Annotated in this window: 19 protein-coding genes; 13 read left to right on the forward strand and 6 right to left on the reverse strand. The window is 58.1% G+C overall.

Features of this window, described 5'->3' with window-relative positions; translation table 11 throughout:
• Positions 1-11 precede the first annotated feature (11 nt).
• Positions 12-1,202 (forward strand): pyridoxal-phosphate-dependent aminotransferase family protein, encoded by a 1,191-nt coding sequence (locus AC2FH6_RS19610; protein WP_496704009.1) that lies wholly within the window; start codon positions 12-14, stop codon positions 1,200-1,202.
• 126 nt (positions 1,203-1,328) lie between these two features.
• Here the strand turns inward: AC2FH6_RS19610 and AC2FH6_RS19615 are convergent, their stop codons facing one another.
• Positions 1,329-2,444, reverse strand: a complete 1,116-nt coding sequence (locus AC2FH6_RS19615; protein ID WP_496703345.1) for a pyridoxal phosphate-dependent aminotransferase — start codon at positions 2,442-2,444, stop codon at positions 1,329-1,331.
• 93 nt (positions 2,445-2,537) lie between these two features.
• On the opposite strand from AC2FH6_RS19615, the gene AC2FH6_RS19620 reads away from it, so the two are divergent.
• Together AC2FH6_RS19620 and AC2FH6_RS19625 are read left to right on the forward strand one after the other, a co-directional pair.
• On the forward strand, positions 2,538-3,608 hold the full coding sequence (locus AC2FH6_RS19620; protein WP_496704010.1) for an SMP-30/gluconolactonase/LRE family protein: 1,071 nt from the start codon (positions 2,538-2,540) through the stop codon (positions 3,606-3,608).
• Between the two features lie 66 nt (positions 3,609-3,674).
• Complete coding sequence (locus tag AC2FH6_RS19625) at positions 3,675-4,457, forward strand: crotonase/enoyl-CoA hydratase family protein (protein ID WP_496692870.1); 783 nt, start codon at positions 3,675-3,677, stop codon at positions 4,455-4,457.
• Between the two features lie 205 nt (positions 4,458-4,662).
• On the opposite strand, the gene AC2FH6_RS19630 is transcribed toward AC2FH6_RS19625, so the two are convergent.
• Positions 4,663-5,826, reverse strand: coding sequence for a benzoate/H(+) symporter BenE family transporter (locus AC2FH6_RS19630; protein ID WP_496704011.1), 1,164 nt, complete (start codon positions 5,824-5,826; stop codon positions 4,663-4,665).
• A 143-nt stretch (positions 5,827-5,969) separates the two neighbouring features.
• Positions 5,970-9,122 carry a valine--tRNA ligase gene (locus AC2FH6_RS19635; RefSeq protein ID WP_496704012.1) on the reverse strand — a complete coding sequence of 1,051 codons (3,153 nt, stop codon included), beginning with the start codon at positions 9,120-9,122 and terminating at the stop codon, positions 5,970-5,972.
• 142 nt (positions 9,123-9,264) lie between these two features.
• Here AC2FH6_RS19635 and AC2FH6_RS19640 point away from each other — a divergent pair, with 142 nt between their 5' ends.
• The 3 genes from AC2FH6_RS19640 (at position 9,265) to AC2FH6_RS19650 (ending at position 13,823) form a co-directional block, all read left to right on the forward strand.
• Entirely contained in the window at positions 9,265-11,556 is a 2,292-nt protein-coding gene (locus AC2FH6_RS19640; RefSeq protein WP_496703354.1) for a xanthine dehydrogenase family protein molybdopterin-binding subunit, read from the forward strand.
• The gene (locus AC2FH6_RS19645; RefSeq protein WP_142638056.1) at positions 11,534-12,610 is read left to right on the forward strand and encodes a T6SS phospholipase effector Tle1-like catalytic domain-containing protein; all 1,077 of its coding nucleotides are present in this window, start codon (positions 11,534-11,536) and stop codon (positions 12,608-12,610) included. Before AC2FH6_RS19640 ends, AC2FH6_RS19645 begins: the two co-directional genes overlap by 23 nt.
• Positions 12,611-12,734: 124 nt before the next feature.
• Positions 12,735-13,823 (forward strand): Hint domain-containing protein, encoded by a 1,089-nt coding sequence (locus AC2FH6_RS19650; protein WP_496704013.1) that lies wholly within the window; start codon positions 12,735-12,737, stop codon positions 13,821-13,823.
• A 101-nt stretch (positions 13,824-13,924) separates the two neighbouring features.
• Here the strand turns inward: AC2FH6_RS19650 and AC2FH6_RS19655 are convergent, their stop codons facing one another.
• Positions 13,925-14,500: a GcrA family cell cycle regulator gene (locus tag AC2FH6_RS19655; protein WP_142638060.1), complete on the reverse strand. Its 576-nt coding sequence runs from the start codon at positions 14,498-14,500 to the stop codon at positions 13,925-13,927.
• Positions 14,501-14,626: 126 nt separating this feature from the next.
• On the opposite strand from AC2FH6_RS19655, the gene AC2FH6_RS19660 reads away from it, so the two are divergent.
• The gene (locus AC2FH6_RS19660; protein ID WP_142638062.1) at positions 14,627-15,430 is read left to right on the forward strand and encodes an ABC transporter permease; all 804 of its coding nucleotides are present in this window, start codon (positions 14,627-14,629) and stop codon (positions 15,428-15,430) included.
• On the opposite strand, the gene AC2FH6_RS19665 is transcribed toward AC2FH6_RS19660, so the two are convergent.
• Both AC2FH6_RS19665 and AC2FH6_RS19670 read right to left on the reverse strand, forming a co-directional pair.
• Complete coding sequence (locus tag AC2FH6_RS19665) at positions 15,412-16,305, reverse strand: DMT family transporter (RefSeq protein WP_496690153.1); 894 nt, start codon at positions 16,303-16,305, stop codon at positions 15,412-15,414. The genes AC2FH6_RS19660 and AC2FH6_RS19665 overlap by 19 nt on opposite strands.
• Before the next feature lie 47 nt (positions 16,306-16,352).
• Positions 16,353-16,730, reverse strand: coding sequence for a MerR family transcriptional regulator (locus AC2FH6_RS19670; RefSeq protein ID WP_496703360.1), 378 nt, complete (start codon positions 16,728-16,730; stop codon positions 16,353-16,355).
• A 61-nt stretch (positions 16,731-16,791) separates the two neighbouring features.
• Here AC2FH6_RS19670 and AC2FH6_RS19675 point away from each other — a divergent pair, with 61 nt between their 5' ends.
• The 6 genes from AC2FH6_RS19675 to AC2FH6_RS19700 all read left to right on the forward strand — a co-directional run bounded on the left by AC2FH6_RS19675 (position 16,792) and on the right by AC2FH6_RS19700 (position 22,135).
• Positions 16,792-17,049 (forward strand): zinc ribbon domain-containing protein, encoded by a 258-nt coding sequence (locus tag AC2FH6_RS19675; protein WP_496704014.1) that lies wholly within the window; start codon positions 16,792-16,794, stop codon positions 17,047-17,049.
• A gap of 239 nt (positions 17,050-17,288) precedes the next feature.
• Complete coding sequence (locus tag AC2FH6_RS19680) at positions 17,289-18,476, forward strand: aspartate aminotransferase family protein (protein ID WP_496704015.1); 1,188 nt, start codon at positions 17,289-17,291, stop codon at positions 18,474-18,476.
• A 28-nt stretch (positions 18,477-18,504) separates the two neighbouring features.
• Positions 18,505-19,431 (forward strand): ornithine carbamoyltransferase, encoded by a 927-nt coding sequence (gene argF / locus AC2FH6_RS19685; RefSeq protein ID WP_271950442.1) that lies wholly within the window; start codon positions 18,505-18,507, stop codon positions 19,429-19,431.
• 57 nt (positions 19,432-19,488) lie between these two features.
• A complete protein-coding gene (locus AC2FH6_RS19690) occupies positions 19,489-19,830 on the forward strand; it encodes a 5-carboxymethyl-2-hydroxymuconate Delta-isomerase (RefSeq protein ID WP_496692861.1) in 342 nt (113 codons plus the stop codon).
• Between the two features lie 309 nt (positions 19,831-20,139).
• Complete coding sequence (locus AC2FH6_RS19695; protein ID WP_282027759.1) at positions 20,140-21,102, forward strand: pirin family protein; 963 nt, start codon at positions 20,140-20,142, stop codon at positions 21,100-21,102.
• Positions 21,103-21,169: 67 nt separating this feature from the next.
• Positions 21,170-22,135, forward strand: coding sequence for a 2-dehydropantoate 2-reductase (locus AC2FH6_RS19700; protein ID WP_496704016.1), 966 nt, complete (start codon positions 21,170-21,172; stop codon positions 22,133-22,135).
• The last annotated feature ends 2 nt before the right edge of the window (positions 22,136-22,137 follow it).

A 22,137-nucleotide genomic window follows, 5' to 3' on the forward strand; every position in this document is an offset into this window, starting at 1 on the left:
AGGTTGATCCCATGACACATCCAATCTCCCTCGCGCGTGGGCGCGAGTATCTGGCTATTCCAGGCCCCTCGGTCATGCCTGACGCAGTGCTGCAGGCGATGCACCGACCGTCACCTAATATCTACGACGGCGAATTGATCGAGATGATGCCCGATCTGATCCGCGATCTGCGTCGCGTTGCCCGCACGGCCCATAACGTGGCCATCTACATTGCCAACGGCCATGGCACGTGGGAGGCGGCACTGTCGAACACCATCGCGCCAGGTGAGACAGTGCTTGCACCCGCATCGGGGCGGTTTACCCATGGATGGGCCGAAATGGCCGAAGGGATCGGCGCCAAGGTGGATGTGATTGATTTCGGAACCAGCTCGGTCTGGGATTTCGATCGCATTGCCGAGGTGCTACGTGCTGATTCATCGCATGATATCAAGGCTATACTTGCAGTTCACGTGGATACCTCGAGCTCAATTCGCAACAACCTCCCGGCGCTGCGCGCGTTGCTGGATGATCTGGGTCACCCGGCGCTGGTGATGGCGGACTGCATCGCCTCGCTGGGATGTGAGCAATTCGAGATGGATGCCTGGGGTGTCGACGTGACTGTTACCGCCTGTCAAAAAGGGCTGATGACCCCACCGGGCATGGGGTTTGTATTCTTCAACGACAAGGCGCAGGCAAAACGGGCAGCAATGCCGCGTGTTTCCCGGTATTGGGACTGGCAGCCACGAGCCAATCCCGAGCTATTCTACCAATACTTCGATGGTACCGCACCGACCCATCATCTCTATGGGCTGCGGGCCGCGCTCGACCTGATCCACGCGGAAGGGATCGAAAATGTCTGGGCGCGCCATCAACGCCTCGCTCAGGCAATCTGGACCGCCTGCGAAATCTGGGCACAGGGCGGTGCGCTGTCGTTGAATGTAGCCGACCGCGCCGACCGAAGTCATGCGGTCACCGCGCTGCGCCTGAGTGGAGGGCTCGGAACCCCATTGCGGTCCTATACCGAACAATCGCTGGGCCTGACTTTGGGAATAGGCCTCGGGATGGAAGATTGGGACGCCTGTTTTCGCCTGGGCCATATGGGTCACATCAATGCACAGATGGTCATGGCGATGCTTGGCGGCGTGGAAACTGCCATGGCCGCCCTTGATATTCCGCGCGGCACGGGTGCGTTAGAAGCCGCCGCCACCGCGCTTGTGACCTGAGACCAGCTCCCGATCTCAGTGCTAATCTGTATATTCACCTGACTCAAAATACTTTCGGGGGGAATCGCGCAAACGGCGCGATGGGGGCAGACAGCCCCCCCGTCCCGATGGCCATAAGCGAGAGCTTCAGACGTTCAGCGCCCGGGCGTCAGCAAGCGCTTTTGGCAAAGAGGCGGCAAAAGCCCCTAGATTGGAGGCATCGCCGCAGCTCACTCGAATGCACCTGTTCTGAGGCGCGGCAAAGGGCATCCGAACGAAAACCCCCTGCGCCACCAGCGACTCCAGAACAGCCTTGGCAAACACCCCATCCTGACCGCAATCAATGGCCACGAAATTGGTGGCTGAGGGTAAAGGGTGCAGCCCGTTCTCCAACGCTATCGCGTTGATCCTCTCGCGCGCATCTGAGATGCGGGCACGGATTTGTAACAGCCAAACCTCATCCTGCAACGCAGCCAACGCGCCTGCTTGTGCAGCCTTGTTCATACCGAAATGGTTGCGCACCTTGTTGAACGCCGCGATCAGGTCTGGCGCCCCAATGGCATAGCCGACACGCGCGCCGGCCATTCCGTATACTTTGGAAAACGTGCGCATCCGGATCACACGCGGGTCATCTGCGGCAACCGGCGCTGCAGTCCCGTCGGGGGCGCATTCCACATATGCCTCGTCCAGAACCAGCAGACAGCCATCGGGCAGCGCATCCAATACAGCCACGATATCAGTGCCCGAATGCCAGCTGCCCATAGGGTTGTCAGGATTGGCCAGATAGACCAGCTTAGCCTCGACCTCAGCGGCCTTGGTAAAGAGTGCTTGAGGGTCTTCGTGATCGTCGCGATAGGGAACCGTGTGTATCACCCCGCCAAACCCGGCGACGTGATAGTTGAAGGTCGGATAGGCCCCGTCCGAGGTCACAACCGTATCTCCTTGCCCAACCAGTAAGCGCACCAGATAGCCCAGCAACCCATCAATGCCTTCGCCAACCACGATATTTTCGGGTGAGACGGCGTGGTATTCAGCCAGGGCGTGGCGCAGGTTGTGGTTTTCCGGATCGCCATACATCCAGATATCGCCAGTTGCCCTCCGCATGGCCTCGATAGCGCGTGGCGAAGGGCCAAAGACATTCTCATTCGCACCCAGCCGGGCCACAAATGGTGCACCGCGCTGTCGTTCCTGTGTTTCAGGGCCGACAAAAGGCACAGAAGCAGGAAGAGATTGGGCAAGCGGGGTATAGCGTGGATTGGTCATGCAGACAGATAAACGCAAGGTCATCCGACAGGCAACCTTGCTTTGCCTGCACAGTATCCACAGTCTGGCACCAATAGAAACAAAGGAGTGTACATGCGCATCGTGATTGGTCTGGCTTTAGTGGGGCTTGCCTATTTGATATTTTGGCCTGTTGACGTGGACCCAGTGGCCTGGGAGCCGCCCGAAGCTCCGGGCTTTACCGGCGCGTTTGCCGAGAACAACGCTTTGGACAGCCTCGAACTGATCTCTTTGCCGGATGGCGAGGAAGGCCCGGAAGACATCGCGATCATGCCGGATGGCACGATCTACACGACATCCATGTCCGGCGCGCTTTATCGGATCAACGGCGACAGCCCGGTCAAGATCGACGACCTGGGTGGGCGCCCTTTGGGTCTGCAAGCTGGGCCGGACGGCGCGCTATATATCGCAGATAGCTACCGGGGGCTGATGCGCTGGACCGGGCCCGGCACGCTGGTATCCCTTGTGTCCGAGATTGGCGGGTCTCCGGTGGTCTATGCCAATCAGTTGGACGTGGCTCCGGACGGTACGGTCTATTTCTCGAACTCGTCTGATCGGTTCGATCCCGAAACCATGGGCGGTACCAAAGCCACCTCGGTCCTGACCATCTGGGAGCAGTCGGATACGGGATACGTGGCCCGCTATTCCCCTGATGGCACAACAAAAAAGGTGGCCGAGGGCTTTGTCTATACCAATGGTGTAGCGCTTTCCCCGCAGATGGATTTTCTGCTGATCGCCGAAACTGGCCGTGCGCGGGTGCACAAGCTCTGGCTAACTGGGCCGAGTGCTGGGCAGCGCGAGGTGTTGATGGAAAACCTGCCGGGATACCCCGATAACCTCACGGCGCAGGGCGACGGCACTTATTGGATGGCCTTCGCCAGCCCGCGGGTGCCGAGTGAAGCTTTGATGCCCTATCCCTTTTTGCGCAAGGTGATCTGGCGGCTGGGTCCCTTTGTGCGACCGGCGCCGATTCATCGCGGCATGATCGTCCAATTCGACGGGGATGGCACAATCCTGCAAACCTTGCAGGACCCCGGCGGGCGGCTGGGCATCACCACGGCGGGTCAGGTCGTTGGTGACCTGTTCTATGTCATGACGCTGGATTCGCCGTGGTATGGCCGGATGCCCGTCGCTGATTTGCCCTGACGTCGTGGTGGCACTGCCCTCGTCTTGCTGGCATGGTTGACGCAACACTGATTTCCGGAGGGACCAATGTCTCGCGTTTCCATCGAATACAAAGACCATATCGCCCATGTCACGCTAACCCGTGGCGACAAGATGAACGCGCTGGACGAAGCCATGATCAAGGCGATCCTGTCTGCCGGGCAAGAGGTGGCTGTTTCCGACGCCCGCGCCGTGGTGCTGTCGGGTGAGGGTAAAAGCTTCTGCGCCGGTCTCGACATGGCCAGTTTCGCCAGCATGGCCCACAAGGACCCAACCGAATGGCTGATGAACCGCAGCCATGACGACGCCAACGAAATGCAGGAGCTTGCCTTGATCTGGCGCCGTGTCCCCGTTCCAGTCATCTGTGCCATTCAGGGTGTGGCCTATGGTGGTGGTCTGCAAATCGCACTGGGCGCGGATATCCGCATTGCCCACCCCGAGGCGAAATTGGCGGTGATGGAGATGAAATGGGGTATCATTCCCGACATGGGCGGCATGGTTCTGCTGCCCGAGCTTGTGCGCTCGGACGTGCTGCGCTTGCTGACGTATACTGCACGTCCAATAGGCGCGCCGCAGGCGGCTGATTGGGGGCTGGTCACGAAACTCTCGGACGATCCTCTGACCGAGGCGCTGGCTCTGGCTGAAGACATCGCAGGCCAAAGCCCTTCAGCCATCCGTGCCGCCAAGCGCCTGATCGACGTGGCCGAAACCCGTACGCGAGCCGACGTTCTGCTGGCCGAATCTGCCGAACAGGTGGAGCTGATCGGCAAACCCGATCAGATGGAGGTTGTCATGGCGCAGATGCAGGGCCGTAAGCCCAAGTTCAAGTAGTCACCACATGAATCCCGATGGGCATCGCGGACCTGCGTGTCAGGCAGTGGGGTGTAGGCTTTGCGCATCTGATCCAGCGTTACTTGAAACGAATTCTCTGGGTTGGACTTAGGTCTGTGCTTTCTTGATCCGGCGTTCCACCAGAGTTCCCAATGATCCAAATTTAAGCCGGTTTTGCTTTGGCTGTGGCCTCTGGGCAAAGCGGCTATCGCAGCCGGTTAGTCACCAGATAGGCAATGCCACCAGCCAGCAAACCCCAGACCGCGGCCCCCAGCCCGAAGACTGTGATACCGGACGCAGTGATAGCAAAAGTCAGGATCGCCGCCTCACGCTCGGCCACAACCTCCAGCGCAGCGTGGATCGCATTTGCCAGCACACCGATCAGTGCGACCCCGGCCAGCGTCCCCATCAGCAACGGATCGGCATGGGCGGCAAATCCGGTGATGGCCACGGCAAAAATACCAAACAGGCAATAGAATACGCCACCCATGATGGCCGACCAATAGCGCAGCGCAGGATCGGGATGACTATCCTGATTTGAACACATCGCGGCAGTGATGGCGGCAAGGCAGGTGGCGGGGGCTCCGAACGGGGCGGACAGCAGGCTGGCCCCTCCGACGGCCGAGAACAATTTGCCCGGCACGGGCGCAAAGCCAAAGCTGCGCATCACCGCGATGCCGGGGATGTTCTGTGTCGCCATAGTGACGATGAACAGCGGCATTCCGATCCCTATGGCCGAGGCCAGCGAGAATGTAGGCATGGCCCAGATCGGTGCCGCAACCAGACGCTCGGGCATGATCGTTGTATCCCCGGCGTTCAGGATGACTACAACGGCTGCTGCGATCACTGCCGCGGGAACCGCAAACAGCCGGTTGAACCGCCCCGCGATGAACCATGTCAGGATTACGGGTAGCGCCTGCCACGGAATCTCGACGGCCGCTTTGAACGGGAGGATACATAGCGGCATCAGAACCCCGGCAAGCATTGCCTGCGCTAACGTGGTCGGGATTGCAGCTGCCAACCTTCCCAGCGGTTTCCACAACCCAGCCACAACCGTCAAAGCGCCAGCGCACAGGAACGCACCGATAGCTCCTGAGAACCCCTCGACAGGTGTAGCGGATACAGCCAACAGCGCGACACCCGGCGTGGACCAGGCGACACTGATCGGCAACTTGTAGCGCAAGCTCAGCACGATGGCGGCCAGCCCCATGGCGATGGCGGCGGTCATCAGGCCCGATGCGGCCTCCTCCGGTGACGCGCCCATCGCATCCAGCCCCTGCAATACAATGGGGAACGAGCTGAAAAAGCCGACGATGGCCACAACCAATCCGGTTGAGATGGTCTGCATTGGTGGAAATGCGCGTGTCATCTTGCCCTCAGCGTTATCAACCCGCACTTGCTAGCAATCGTAAGCGGAGGTGAACAGGGCGAAATCCGGGCCGGGGAACGAAAACCCCGCCAACGCGGGCGTGGCGGGGTCTGGTATCTTGAACGGTTTGGAGCAGACGAAGATCAGGCGATTTCGGCCAGACGTGCCAGCGCCTCGTTCAGTTTTACCTCTTCCTCTTCACGGGCGGCGAGGTTGGCTTTGGCTTCGGCAACAACCTCTTCCGGGGCCGAGGCCACAAATTTCGGATTGTTCAGACGACCGCGCAAACCACCCAATTCCTTGGCAAGTTTGCCCTTGGCTTTCTCCAGTCGTTCCTTTTCGGCGCCGATATCGATGATATCCGCCAGCGGCAAACCGAACGTCGCACCCGGCGCGGCAATCGAGATCGTCCCCTTGGGAAATGCGTCTACTTTGGTCAGGCTGTCGATCCGCGCCAGCCGCTTGATCAATGCCTCGTTACGGTCCCATGCAGCTTGGCCATGCGCGTCAATCTCTGTCACCAGCATTGGCACATACAGCCCCGCTGGCACCCGCATCTGCGAACGAGCTGAGCGCGTGTTCTCGATCACCGAGATCACCCAGTTCATTTCGCGATCCGCCTCTGGGTCGACCAGTTCGGTGCCGTAAGTCGGCCAGTCGGCGTGCACGACCATCTTGGCGCGCGTGCCTGTCAGGCCCCACAGTTCCTCGGTAACGAAGGGCATGATTGGGTGCAGTAAGACCAAGCACTGGTCCAGAACCCAGCGCATGGTAGCGCGGGTCTCGGCCTGTGCTTCGGCATCGTCACCCTGCAGCAGCGGTTTGGAGAGTTCAACGTACCAGTCGCAGACCTTACCCCAGACAAAGGTGTAAAGCCCGTTGGCCGCATCGTTGAAACGATAGCTTTCCAGTGCGGCGTCGACCTCGGCCCGTACGCGGGCAGTTTCGCCTATGATCCAACGGTTTACGGCGGCCTTGGGTTTCAGATCGGCGACGTCTAGTTGCGGTACGGCGTCGGTGAAGACCTCGTTCATCTCGGCAAAGCGAACAGCGTTCCAAAGTTTTGTACCAAAGTTGCGATAGCCGGTGATGCGTTCGCGAGACAGTTTCAACACGCCGCCAATCGCCGCCATCGAGGCATTGGTAAAGCGCAGCGCGTCGGCGCCGAATTCGTCCACGATCTCCAGCGGGTCGATGACGTTGCCGGTGGTCTTGGACATCTTCTTGCCCTTCTCGTCGCGGACGAGCTGGTGCAGGTAGACGGTGTGGAACGGGATCTGATCGACCACCGCCAGTTGCATCATCATCATCCGGGCGACCCAGAAGAACAGGATGTCAAAGCCGGTGATCAGAACGTCCGTGGGGAAGTAGCGTTCCAGCTCCTCGGTCTGCTCGGGCCAGCCCAGCGTGCCGATGGGCCAGAGGCCGGAGGAAAACCAGGTGTCGAGAACGTCGGGGTCACGCCAAACCGGATAAACCAGCTTCGTCGGGTCTTGTTCAACTGCATACTGAGCAAGGCTTTCGGCGAATTGATGGATCGCTTCTTGCTTATCGGCAACTTCGATTACAGTTGCGTGGCTTAGCGGGCTGGGAATGTTTGCATTATCGTCCAGGAATTTTTCAGTCACTGCCTCCAGACTCGACGCGCATTCCATGACATTGCCACGATGCAACATACCACCTTCGTTCAGCAAACGACCCAATTCGACCAGATCAAGGTTGCCGTCGTTTTCGTCATCTTTGAAGTTTTCGGCCGACAGGTCGAGACCATACCAAACCGGAATCTGATGCCCCCACCACAACTGGCGCGAGATGCACCAGGGCTCGATGTTTTCCAGCCAGTGGTAATAGGTCTTCTCGCCCGATTCCGGGATGATCTTGACCGTGCCGTCCTTGACCGCGTCCAGCGCGGGGCCGACGACTTTTTCGGCATCCACGAACCACTGGTCAGTGAACATCGGTTCGATCACGACCTTCGAGCGGTCGCCAAAGGGCTGCATGATCGGTTTGCTCTCGACCAGCGGGACGAGTGCAGCCGGGTCGTCGTCCTCACCCAGCTTTGTGCCCAGAACCGGATTATCGGCGCGGGTCATGACGGCCAGACCGTCGGCGGTGATCTCTTCGACAACCTTGGCGCGCGCCTCGAACCGGTCGAGCCCGCGCAGGTGGTCGGGGATTAGGTTGATCGCGTCGATCTCATTCTCGGTGAATGCTTTGCCGCGTGCGTATTCCTGCGCTTTGCCCGCCTCCTCGGCGTAAGGCACTCCATCGGCCCGCATTGCGCCACGCGTGTCCATCAGACGGTACATCGGAATACCGCCACGCTTGGCGACCATGTTGTCGTTGAAATCATGCGCGCCGGTGATCTTCACCGCGCCCGAGCCGAAATCGGGATCGGGATAGTCATCAGTAATGATCGGAATCTGGCGACGATGTTCCTTTGGTCCAACAGGAATTTCACAGAGTTTGCCGATGATTGGCGCGTAGCGCTCATCTGACGGATGAACCGCAACCGCGCCGTCGCCCAGCATTGTTTCGGGCCGTGTCGTGGCGATTGAGATATAGTCGCGCTGTTCCTCAAGCACGATATTCCCGTCCTCATCCTTTTCGACATACGTATAGGTCTCACCACCCGCCAGCGGGTACTTGAAGTGCCACATATGGCCCGCGACTTCGATATTCTCGACCTCAAGATCCGAGATTGCGGTCTCAAAATGCGGGTCCCAGTTGACCAGACGCTTGCCGCGATAGATCAGGCCCTTTTCGTACATTTCTACGAAGACCTTGATGACGGCATCGTGGAAATTTGCAGAATTCTCATGCCCTGTGCGCGGGTCACCCGGTGCACCTGCCATGGTAAACGCGTTGCGCGACCAATCGCAGCTGGCGCCAAGACGCTTGAGCTGTTCAATGATCGTGCCGCCGTATTCACCCTTCCATTCCCAGACTTTCTCAAGGAACTTCTCGCGCCCGAGTTCACGCCGCCCTTCGTTGCCCTGCGCCGCCAGCATCTTTTCAACCTGCATCTGCGTGGCGATGCCTGCGTGGTCCTGACCGGGTTGCCAAAGCGTGTCGAAGCCGCGCATCCGGTGCCAGCGGGTCAGGATATCCTGCAGCGTGTTATTGAACGCGTGTCCCACATGCAGCGCCCCCGTCACGTTGGGTGGCGGGATCATGATGGTAAAGCTTTCATCGCGCGATCTGTTCGCGCCCGCCTTGAAGGCTCCGGCCTGTTCCCAGGCCTCGTAAATGCGGGCCTCGGCCTCGGCCGCGTTGAATGTCTTTTCCATCGCCATTGGATGCGTCCTGCGTCAACAAATTCGGGTTAGCGCTTGCAATATCGAAAGGATAGCAAAAGGGAAAGGGCCAAGCGCCGGGGCTATGGACAATGATGCATCGCAGCCTAATGTCGCCTAGAGGCAGAGACAGGAGCGCGCGGTGGAAAAGTTTGGCAAAAGCCAGCCCGTCAAACGGACCGAGGACCAGCGGTTTCTGACCGGGCAGGGGCATTTTATGGACGATGTCCTGCCGCACGGGGCTTTGCATGCGGTATTCGTGCGATCCCAGGTGGCACATGGGGTGATTGGGGCGCTGGATCTGGATGACGCGCACGCGGCCGAAGGGGTGCGGCTCATCATGACGCTGGACGACCTGAAGGCCGCCGGGATCGACACGTGTATGAATGCGGCCATCCTGAATAACCGAGACGGTTCGAAAGCCGTTGCGCCGGACCGGCATATGCTGGCCGCGGATCGCATACGGTTTGTCGGAGAACCCGTCGCTGTAGTCATTGCCGACACCGCCTTACAGGCCCGCGATGCGGCCGAGCTGATCTGGGTCGAAACCTCAGACTTGCCCGTAAAACTGGACGTGTGTGCGGGCGGAGAAACGCTGCACGCGGAAACTCCGGATAATCGGGCATTTGACTGGGCGCTGGGCGATGAGGCGGCAACTATTGCTGCGTTTCAGCAGGCGGCTCATACCGTTGCACTGAATGTGGAAGACAATCGAGTGATCATCACGTCGATTGAACCGCGGGGCTGTCAGGCGCATTGGGTTGATGGGCGGTTGCACTTTTCCTATGGCGGGCAGGGGGTTTGGGCCATGCGTGGTCAGCTGGCGCAAAAGTTGCGACTCAACCCCGAAGATATCCGCGTCACGACCCCGGATGTCGGTGGCGGGTTCGGCATGAAGGTCATGCCCTATCCCGAATATTTCTGTGTGGCCGTAGCTGCGATGAAGTTGGGCCAGCCTGTTCACTGGATGTCTGACCGTTCCGAGGCAATGTTGTCCGATCACCATGGCCGCGACCTGTCTTCGCTGGCCGAGCTGGCATTTGACAGCGATCACCGGATCACCGCCTATCGGGTGCACAGCAAGGTAAATCTCGGGGCCTATAACAGCCATTTCGGCCAGGCGATACAAACCAATCTTTTCAGCAAAGTGTTGATGGGCGCCTATGATGTACAAACCACCTATCTGCGGGTCGAGGGGTTCTTTACCAATACAACGCAGGTTGACGCCTATCGCGGCGCAGGGCGACCCGAGGCCATATATGTCCTTGAACGCGCTATCGACCGCGCCGCTCGAGAACTGGGCGTAGATCCCTGGGAGTTGAGGCGCAAGAATTTCATCCGGCCTGAGGCATTTCCTTACAAGACCGCGACCGGCGAAACGTATGATGTCGGCGATTTCGACATGGTTCTGTCCCAAAGCCAAATACAGTCCAGCGGATTTGCCGCCCGCAAGATCGCCGATGCTGAACGCGGTTTGTTCCGGGGGCAGGGGATTTGTTACTATATCGAAAGTATTTTGGGCGACCCTTCCGAGAACGCAAAGATCGAGTTCGTTGAGGATGGCACCTTGAAACTTTTTGTCGGAACCCAATCCAACGGGCAGGGGCACGAAACGGTCTATGCTCAGTTCCTGTCTGACCAAACCGGGGTTCCCCTGGATTGTATCATCGTAGTTCAAGGTGACAGCGACCAGCTTCCGAATGGTGGGGGAACCGGGGGATCGCGATCAGTTACGGTGCAAAGTACAGCGACGCTTGCCACGATCGACGTCATGGTTGCCGCATTCACGCCCTATCTCGCAGATAAGATGGGGGTGGAGGAAAGCGACGTGCGCTTTGATTTTGAAACCTTCCGCGCGCCGGGATCAAACCTGACGCCCACTTTGACCGAGGCCGCGGATATGGCCCGTGCCGACGGGCGCGTTGATTTGTTGCAGCATCAGGCAAGCATCACGCTGGACGACCGTAGCTATCCCAACGGGGCACATGTTGCCGAAATCGTGATTGACCCTTGTACCGGCGAAACATGGGTAGACCGCTATACTGTGGTCGATGATTTCGGTAATCTTATCAATCCGATGCTGGCCGAGGGGCAAGTTCATGGTGGTGTCGCACAAGGCATCGGTCAGGCGCTGTCCGAACATGTTGTCCATGATGCGCAGGGGCAACTGCTCACGGCATCGTTGATGGATTACGCCTTGCCCCGCGCAACCGAGATACCCATGATTAAGTTTACCTCGGCGCCGGTACCGTCAACCTCTAACCCGTTGGGAATGAAAGGATGCGGAGAGGCCGGCACCGTGGGCGCGCTGGCTGCAGTGGCAAATGCGGTTCAGGATGCGCTCTGGGATCACGGGGTGCGGCAGGCCGATATGCCTTTTACGCCGCACAAAGTATGGGAACTGCTGAACGATGCAACTGTCGCGGCTGAGTAGAAAGGTACTGGGGTGGCTTGGACGGCCGCTGCGATCCGAGCATTCGGCCGAAACGCGCCATCGTGAACCTGTCAGCCATGTCATCATTCTAGACGGCACCATGTCGACGCTTGAGCCCGGATATGAAACTCATGCGGGGCAGGCGCTGCGGCTGTGCTGCGAGATGGGAAGCAAGGTATCCGTCTTCTATGAGGCCGGTGTGCAATGGGAAAGCTGGAAGTCCTCGTTGGATGTGATGATGGGGCGGGGGATCAATCGCCAGATACGCCGGGCCTATGGATATCTGGCCTCGCGGTATAAGCCCGGCGACCGTATCTATTTCATCGGCTACTCACGTGGGGCCTACGGTGTGCGCAGCCTTGCGGGTGTTATCGACATGATTGGCCTGCTCAAGGCCGAGCACGCGACCGTTAGGAATATCAAACAGGCCTACCGCCACTATGAATGCAATGCCAATGGTAGCGCTGCCGCTGCGTTTCGCCGGCAGTTCTGCCATGAAGATGTTGCAATCGAAATGATCGGCGTGTGGGATACAGTAAAAGCGCTGGGCTTGCGTCTACCGCTGCTTTGGCGTTGGGCCGAGGATCGCCACGCCTTCCACAACCATCAGCTTGGTCCCGCTACACGCCACGGCTACCACGCGATGGCGCTGGATGAAACGCGCGAGGTATTCGAGCCGGTCCTGTGGAAATGTACCCCCGATTTTAAAGGCCATATCGAGCAAGTCTGGTTCCGAGGCACTCATGGCGATGTGGGTGGCCAGTTGAACGGGTTTGAAGAAGCCCGCCCCCTTAGCAACATCTCGCTGGTTTGGATGCTGGACAAGGCAGAGCTGCACGGCCTGCCATTGCCGGAGGGATGGAGAGACCGCTTTGTGATCGACCCTCATGCGCGTTCGGTCGGCACATGGCGCGGTTGGGGTAAGATTTTCCTACTGCGCAAGCACCGCAAAGTAGGCCGCGACCGATCCGAGCGGCTGCATGTCTCGGTTTCGCCAAACGAACTGCCCGGTTGGGTGCCGATGTTGGATTTGCCATCGCATCCAGCGCAGTAATTCGGTTCCAGCTGCGAACAAAAATCACTGGGAACATTTACTGGTTAGTGAGACCCTAGTACTCATATATTGAAACAAGTATCGGATCATCATACTCACGCCGAACACAAAGTCGAATTGACATATGGCAGACCCATATTTTTCCGAACTCAAGTACCTTGGAGGCCCACCACAGGACTTTATCGAGGTCGCTGTTGACGCGGGTGCAGATGTTTCTGGGCTTGTTGTTACGATCTACAACTCTGACGGATCTATCCGCAGCACTAACACGCTTGATGGGATCACCCCGACGACAGTCGCAGGCCGGGACGTCTATGTAATTGATTCAGCCAGTTCCGCCACCTTTACCGGGCTCGGTAAAACCAATGGTATCTCTTTATCCGACGGGTCAACGGTTTATCAGTTCAGCTCTTTCAGCGATCCCCCCAGCCCCGGCCCGATAACGGCGACAGCTGGCCCCGCCAATGGGATGAGCTCGACGGTTATCGGCGAGGCCGGGGCGGGAGATTCACTTATTTCCACCGACAATGGTGGAACCTATACTCTGAACACCACTCCGACACCGGGCACCATACCGTGCCTGACGGCAGGAACGTTGATTGCGACCGATCAGGGCCCAGTTTTGATCGAGAGTTTGAAGCAAGGTGATCGTGTCTTGACGGATCATGGCTGCACGCAGCCTTTGTCACAAATCATTCGGCGACATGTCAGTGTGCGGGATTTGCGCCGCAATCCCAAGCTTTACCCAGTACGCATTTGCGCTGGCGCGCTAGGGCAGGGCCTGCCCAGACGCGACCTGCTCGTGTCCCGTCAGCACCGGATGCTGATATCCTCGGCGATCGTTAAGCGCATGTTTGAGTGCGCCGAGGTTCTGGTCTCAGCTATAAAGTTGGTCGAGCTTCCGGGGATATACGTCGACGACAGAATTACAGAAGTTACTTATTTCCACCTGGTGTTTTCTGAACATGAGGTAATTTATGCAGATGGCGCCCCGACCGAGAGCCTTTTGCTTGGCGATGAAGCACTGAAATCTCTACCGGCAGCAGCCATGGAAGAGCTTTTTACGCTGTTCCCCGATCTTGTCGAAACCCCGATGCAAAAGACCAACTACAAAATCCCAGAGGGGGGGCGGCAAAAGCGATTGATCGCTCGGCATGCACGGAACCGGCGGCCGCTTTTGGCAGATTACGACTCTTCTTCGATTCCAGTGTGATCGCTCTTAGATGACGCAGAGCCAAAACAGGTGTATTGCCTACATTCCGGCCTGCTGCGGGCACCGCGTTCTGTTGCTAGGTGCCTGCCGTCGTCAAAGCCTTACCGCCGCCGGTCGCGACGTGAGCTCATAGGCTGGAACGCCACACCCACATGCGCTTCGCAATAAGGTTTGCCTGCCTCAACGGGCAGACCGCAAAACCAGAAATCCTCGGTCGCGGGGTCGCCGACGGGCCATTTGCAGGTCTTCTCGGTCAGTTCCATCAGCGTCAGCTTTTTGGCTTTCTTCTCAACCTCGTTGACCTTGGCCAGCGCCTCGGGGCTGATCTCGTTCGCTGAAGGTTGCGGCGGCAGCGGTTGACCGGCCGGGATGATCTGACGGCGGGCCGGAACAGCGGGCTTGGCCTCGGCTGCCGGCGCTGCGGCTGGACGTGCCGGTTCCGTTTTGGGCGTGGGTTTGGGCTTGGCCTCGGCCTTGGGCGCGGGCGCTGGTTTTTCCTTTGGCTCAGCCTTGGCGGGGGTCGCGCCGGTTGCGCGATTCGACAGGCCCAGCCGGTGGACTTTGCCGATAACCGCATTGCGGGTCACACCGCCCAGTTCCTTGGCGATCTGGCTGGCCGACTGGCCCTCGCCCCACATCTTTTTAAGCAGCTCTACACGCTCGTCAGTCCAGGACATCATTTGCCTTTCAAAAGCGGAAAGCGGCCCCGGATTCGGGCCGCCTTGGGAATTCGTCTCAGCCCCCTATTTTAAACACTGCGGTCCGAGTTACAAGCGGTCTTCGAATCAGGTAGAGGGCAGATCATGCAGAATCTCATGGATCAGGAGGCACGCCGCTTTGGTGCGGTGAACTGGATGGGTCTCTATACGCTGGCCCGGCGGGAAACTCTGCGGTTTATGGCGGTGTGGACGCAGACACTTTTGGCACCGCTGGTGACTGCGGGGCTGTTTCTGCTGATCTTCAACATCGCTATCGGGCCCAGCCGGTCTGATGTGATGGGCGTGCCATTTTTGACCTTTCTGGCGCCGGGCATCATGATGATGACGGTGATCCAGAATGCGTTTGCCAATACTTCGTCCTCGATGGTGATCTCGAAAGTACAGGGCAACATCGTCGATACCCTTATGCCGCCGCTTTCGCCGTTAGAGATTCTGCTGGGATACCTTGCGGGCGGCATTGCCCGTGGCTTTCTGATCGCTGTTGTCGTTGCAACCGCGCTGGCGCTGGTGCTGGGTATTGTCCCGCAGAACCCACTGATCGCCATGATCTTTGTAGTGCTGGGAGGGGCCTTTATGGGCGCGCTGGGCCTTTTTGCCGGGATATTCGCCAATAAGTTCGACCAGATGGCTGCGATTACCAACTTCATCGTCACGCCTTTGGCGTTTCTTTCTGGAACCTTTTACTCGGTCGAGGCATTGCCGCCGGTTTTGTACCGGCTAAGCCACGCCAACCCGGTTTTCTATCTGATCGACGGGCTGCGGTATGGTATGATTGGGGTTTCAGACAGCTCGCCCTACCTTGGGATGTTGATCTGCACGGCTGCAACACTGGTGGTCGGTGCACTGACCTGGCAGATGCTGCGAACGGGCTATCGGCTCAAGGCCTGACGGTGCCGCGCCTCGCGCCACACAAGAATCAGCCCTCCGGCCAAGATGATGGCAGATCCAATCAGGCTGACCGCGTCGGGGACCACATCGAATATCGCAAAATCATATAGCGCAGCGAACAGCAGTGTCGCATAGCTTATCGGCGCTACGAAAGACGCATCTGCCCGCGCCATGCCGTTAACGAAACAGGCCTGTGCGCAAGCCATCAATGCGCCGATCCCCGCAAGGGCCGCCCATTGCGCCGGGTTGGGCATCTGAAACACGAAACTCACCGCGACTGATGCGATGGTCAGGCCCATCGCGTTGTTCACCAATAGAATTTGGATCGGGCTCTCTCGCCCTGACAGCTTTTTGATAAAGATCAGCTCCATCCCAATGACGACCGCCGCTGCCAGCGCCAGTAACGCCGCAGGTTGGAAGCTCGCAGGTGTCGGGCGCAGCAGAACCATTGCCCCGATCAGGGCCACCGCCGCCGCCAGCCAGCGCCAGGGGCCGACGCCTTCTTTCAGCAAGGGAATGGCCAGAACCATCGCAAAGACCGGGTTCAAGAACGAAATCGCCGTCGCATCCGCCATCGGTATGAACGCGACCGATGCAAACATCAGCGTGATTCCCAGCCAGCCAAAGCTTGTCCTACCGATATGCAGCCCCCAATGGGGCCGCCGCAGTTTAGGGCGCATGATGCCCACTGCCGAAACGATGACCAGGAAGGCGAATAGAAACCGCCCGTGGCTGATCTGCATTGGATGCAAAGGAGCACCTAGCGTATCTGTCCCCAAAGCTTTGGCCAGCAGGGTGGTTGCCGCAAGGAATGCACTGGCGACAAAAATCAACAGTGCCGCAAGGGGCGGGTTATGCGCTTTGGGAACGAACATGCGTAAGCGGTGATGTACGGGTGGACGAAAGGCAAGAGGTAAAACGGTCAGGGCTGTCCCGACGGTGTAGCAAGAGCCTGTTTGGCCTGTCGCAAGCTGTCCAGAAAACGATTTGCGCGCTCGATCCGCGCCTCAACCTCTTCGATCCGTTCCTGAAGAAATGCTACGCCGTCAAAGGTTTCGGGATCAGCCGCACCAAGTTGCCCCAGCAGGGTTGCAAGTTGCGCGATACTGATCCCCGCCGCCTGTGCATCGCCGATCTGTTCCAGCGTGATCAGCGTGTCATCCGGATAGTCGCGATAGCTGTTTGTCGCTTCTGGCCCGGGGCGCGAGGCAATCAATCCGTGCCGCTCGTAAAACCGCAATGTGTCGCGGGGCAGCCCGCTTCGGCGGGACAGTTCTCCGATACGCATATGTAAAACCATTGACTATACTCTATGGTTTTGATCTTATGGCTCGTGGTCAAAGCCTGCAAGGGGAAAGATGATGGGATTCAAATGTCAAAGCTGCGGCATGCCTCTTAGCAAGGATACTGAAGGGGGCGGCAGCGAAGCGGACGGAACCCGCAGCACACGGTATTGTTCACTCTGTTACGCTGACGGTGCGTTTCGACATCCCGATGCCTCGTTCGAGGAATTTCAGTCCCATTGTCTGGATGCGCTGGTGAACAAGGGCATGCCCCGCATTCTGGCCTGGGCATTTACGCGCGGTATGGGTCGATTAGACCGCTGGAGCGAAGGCTGATACGGGGGTAGCAGCGTTGCAGCAACAAAGCCCTTTTCATCGCAAAACTTCGGCGCTATACGGCACCCATGATCAAACACGCTGATATCCTGCGACTTCGACGCCGACGCTTTGCCGCGTAACCGGCCCGTTTGATCCTTATGCGCTGTCCAAATCGGCGCATCTCCCACCAAATCAGTTGACGAACATGGCCCTCGTGTATCACTCACGGGGCTCAACATATCGAAAAGGATGATCCGATGATCCCGTCCGTTCTGCCGACCTATAATCGTGCGCCCCTGACCTTTGTGAAGGGCGAAGGCGCTTGGCTGACCGAGGCGGATGGCCGACGTTTTCTGGATATGGGCGCGGGGATTGCGGTGAATGCACTGGGCCATGCGCATCCGGCGCTGGTGAACGCGCTGACGGAACAGGCCCACGCGCTGTGGCATGTGTCGAACCTTTATAATATCCCTCAGCAGCAGGCGCTGGCTGATAAGCTGGTTGAACATACCTTTGCCGACACGGTGTTCTTTACCAATTCAGGCACGGAAGCCTGCGAGCTGGCTGTGAAAATGGCACGCAAATATTTCTACGATAAAGATCAGCCCGATCGGGTCGACATCATCACCTTTGACGGTTCGTTTCACGGTCGGTCCTCGGCAGGCATTGCCGCTGCGGGGTCCGAGAAGATGACCAAAGGCTTTGGCCCGCTGCTGCCCGGCTTTGTACACCTGACATTTGGTGATCTTGACGGAGTCACCAATGCGATCTCGGACAAAACCGCGGCGATCTTGATCGAACCCATTCAGGGCGAGGGCGGTATTCGCCCCGTCCCTGATGCCGAGCTCAAAGCGCTGCGTCAAATCTGCAACGACAATGGCCTGTTGCTGATCCTCGACGAGGTCCAATGCGGCGTTGGGCGTACCGGTAAACTTTTTGCCCATGAATGGGCAGGCATCACGCCTGACATCATGATGGTCGCCAAGGGCATCGGTGGAGGGTTCCCTCTGGGTGCGGTGCTGGCCACCGAAGACGCGGCCAGCGGCATGACGGCAGGTACGCACGGGTCGACCTATGGCGGAAACCCTCTCGGTTGCGCGGTGGGCTGCGCGGTGATCGACCAGGTTGCAACCCCCGCCTTTCTGGACGGGGTCAATCGCAAGGCGGGCATGTTGCGCCAGAAGCTCGAAGGATTGATTGCAAATCATCCGGACGTGTTCGAAGAGGTGCGCGGCGCAGGGCTCATGCTGGGTCTGAAATGCAAGGCGACCAACTTGGACGTGGTGAATGCGGGATATGATAACGGCCTCATCACCGTTCCCGCCGCTGACAATGTGATCCGCCTATTGCCGCCTTTGACCCTGACAGAGGACGACATTGCACAGGCGGTTATTCGTCTGGAGAAAACGGCTGCGCAGGTCGAAAGCAATCTGGCGTCTGCCTGAGCCCAACCGATTAGAAAAGCGAAACGACATGAAGCACTTCCTCGACATTCACAAAACCAATGCCGCCGCTTTGCGGGGCATGATCGACCAGGCTGCTGCCATGAAGCAGGCGCGTCTGGGGCAGCCAAAGGCGGCACCGGATGACGAATTGGCACTCAAAGACCGCATGGTCGCCCTGATCTTTGAAAAACCGTCAACCCGGACGCGCGTGTCTTTTGATGTGGGCGTGCGCCAGATGGGTGGTCAGACGATGGTCCTTTCGGGCAAGGACATGCAGTTGGGCCACGGCGAAACCATCGCAGACACCGCCCGCGTGCTGTCGCGCTATGTCGATATGATCATGATCCGGACATTTGACGAAACCATCCTAACCGAAATGGCGGAATACTCGGACGTGCCGGTGATCAACGGCCTGACCGATCGCACCCATCCTTGTCAAATCATGGCCGATGTTCTGACGTTCGAAGAGCACCGTGGCCCGATCGCCGGGAAGAAAGTCGTTTGGACTGGCGATGGTAACAATGTGTGTGCCTCGTTCCTTCACGCGGCGGGCCAGTTCGGGTTTGATCTGACTTTTACGGGCCCGGCGCAATTCGACCCCGAAGAGGATTTCATGGGTTTTGCCCGTCAAAAAGGGTCCAAGATTGTTGTGGAACGGGACCCCTACAAGGCTGTAGATGGGGCCGATCTGGTTGTCGCCGATACCTGGGTTTCGATGCACGACTCTCAATCCGCGAAAGAACGGCGCCACAACCTGCTGCGTCCTTATCAGGTAAACGCCGAATTGATGGCCCATGCCAAACCCGATGCGCTGTTCATGCATTGCCTTCCTGCGCACCGCGAAGAAGAAGCGACATCCGATGTCATGGATGGGCCGAACTCGGTCATTTTTGACGAGGCCGAAAACCGACTGCACGCCCAGAAGGCCGTTATGCGTTGGTGCCTGGGTGTCTGAACACATGAAAATGGCAAGAGAGAGCCGCGTGCTCTCTCATGATTTCCGGAGTGCACAATGCCCCATATAGTCCTCGAATTCTCTCAGGGCCTTGAAGAGAAACATGATTTCCATGCGGTCTGCGAGAAGTTGTTTGCGGTGCTTTCTGAACATGCTGAGTTTGATGCACCGGCCCTTAAGATCCGTGCCAATCCGGTCACCTATTTTCGGATCGGGACCGAACCGCAGACCTTTGTCCATGCGACGCTTTTATTGATGCAGGGCCGGGATGAGGCCACGCGAGCTGAACTGAACGCTACCGTTTTGGATGTTCTGACTGTTGCCATGCCCGAGGTTGGCAGCATCACGGTGCAAGAGGTCGAACTGAACCGTGCGTCTTATGCCAAACGCCTGGCGTGATTGTGTTTGGCAATTTGTTTATCTGAAGCACGGCGACTGACACCTTCTTTAGTCGTAAGCAACATTCCTTTGCAGGGCAGCAAAAATGCCCTGCATTCCCTGTCAAACAGGTGATCGGGTAGCGAGCTGTTTGGATGGTTCTTTTCTCAGGTGGAATTTCTGTTAGAATTGTTATGTAATAACATTAATGATATGTCATAACGGACAAAAATCCACCGGAGTTGTGCAATTATTGAGGTTTCTTTCAGGTGCAGCGGCCTGCATCTTGCAGGGGCGAACCGTTGCCTGCCGAAAAAGGGAGAAACTGGAATGAGCTGGAACCCGTCTCACAACCCCGATCGTTTGACTGAGAACCCGTCTTTAGAGGCACTGATCATTCCTCGCGCACGTGATCTGGGTGGGTTCGAGGTGCGCCGCGCGCTACCCTCGGTCAAACGACAGCTTGTTGGCCCGTTCATTTTCTTTGACCAGGTCGGCCCTGCAGAATTCATCACAGAAGGCGGTATAGACGTCCGGCCTCACCCTCATATCGGGTTGGGCACGGTCACCTACCTGTATAAAGGGGAATTTGAGCATCGTGATAGCTTGGGCACCCATCAGATGATCTATCCCGGTGAGGTCAACTGGATGATTGCAGGACGTGGCGTGACCCATTCTGAACGCACCAGCAAGGAAACGCGCAGCAAAAGACACAGTCTTTTTGGCATTCAGACCTGGATCGCGCTGCCAGAGGACCAGGAAGATATTGCACCGGACTTCGAACATCATAAACAATCTGCGCTGCCCCATATTCAGGATGCTGGGGTCAGCGCTCGTCTCATCCTCGGCTCGGCTTATGGTGAAAGCAGCCCGGTCACGACACTGTCTGAAACCTTCTATCTGGACGTGCAGCTTGCCCCCGGGGCCTCTTTTCCTTTGCCTGATGATCAAGAAGACCGCGGTGTTTATGTGACGGAAGGAACGGTTGAGATCGCCGGGGATCAGTTCACCCAAGGTCGTATGATGGTGTTTCGGCCAAGGGATCGCCTTTCCGTTCAGGCAGGGCCGCAGGGTGCGCGGCTAATGTTGCTTGGAGGTGCGACGTTGAACGAGGATCGTTATATCTGGTGGAACTTCGTGTCGTCCTCAAAGGAAAAGATAGAAGCAGCCACCCGCGAATGGAAAACGGCGGACTGGGCCAAAGGAGCTTTTCAACTGCCTCCGGGGGACGATCAAGACTTCATCCCGATTTCAGAAGACCTTGAACGCACCCGTCCGAGGCGCGCGCGCTGACCTGGCGTCAGTTGGCCTTGTCTGACAGGCGGATCGCGGCAATCTTTGACCGAAGGGGAGGGGCGTCATGAGGATCGCAATCGCGGGGGCGGGCAGCATTGGATGTTACTGCGGGGCTTTGCTGGCCCGATCCGGTCACGATGTCACCCTGTTGGGGCGGGCACGAATTCTCGACCCGATCCGGGATAAGGGGCTGATGGTCACAGATTTTTCAGGCCTGCGGTGTCATGTGACCAACCTGTCCCTGACCGAAGATCCGGCGGAACTGAGTGATGCTGAAATAGTCATTGTCACGGTAAAGACCGGCGCGACGGAAGAGATGGCGAAGCAAATCGGAAAATATGCACCAATGGCTGTGATCCTTTCCTGGCAGAACGGGTTGGAAAATGCAGGCACCTTACATACGATGCTTCCGCACCACGATGTCCGCGCCGGTATGGTGCCGTTCAACGTCGTACCAACAGATACTGGCGGATTTCATCGCGCGACTTCTGGTGAAATCGTTATCCAATCCGGCCTCGGCGATTTGGGCGCAAAGCTGACTGGCCCCGACCTACCGGTGTCAGAGAGTGACCAGATCGAAGCCGTCCAATGGGGCAAGCTGGTGATCAATCTCAATAACGCGCTGAATGCGCTGTCCGGGTTGACGTTGAAACAGCAGTTGCTGGACCGCAACTGGCGCCAACTGATGGCAGATCAGATGTCCGAGGCTCTGACCGTGCTGCACTCCGCCGGCCAACCGATTGTGTCAATGACGCCGCTGCCCGCATGGATGACACCGTATATCCTGCGCCTGCCGACGCCCTTGTTTTCGCGGGTTGCCTCCCGGATGCTGACCATTGACCCCTCGGCGCGCACCTCTATGGCCTATGACCTGTTGGCAGGGCGCCCAACGGAAATCGACAGTCTGCAAGGCGAGATCATCCGTTTGGGCGAGCGGCAAGGCATTGCGACCCCAATCTGCGCGCAGGTTCGCGAAAAGATTGCACAGAACCCAAAATCCCCGCTTACTCCCGAGCAAATCCGAATCTGATG

This window comes from Ruegeria sp. CDSC045, assembly GCF_059610725.1.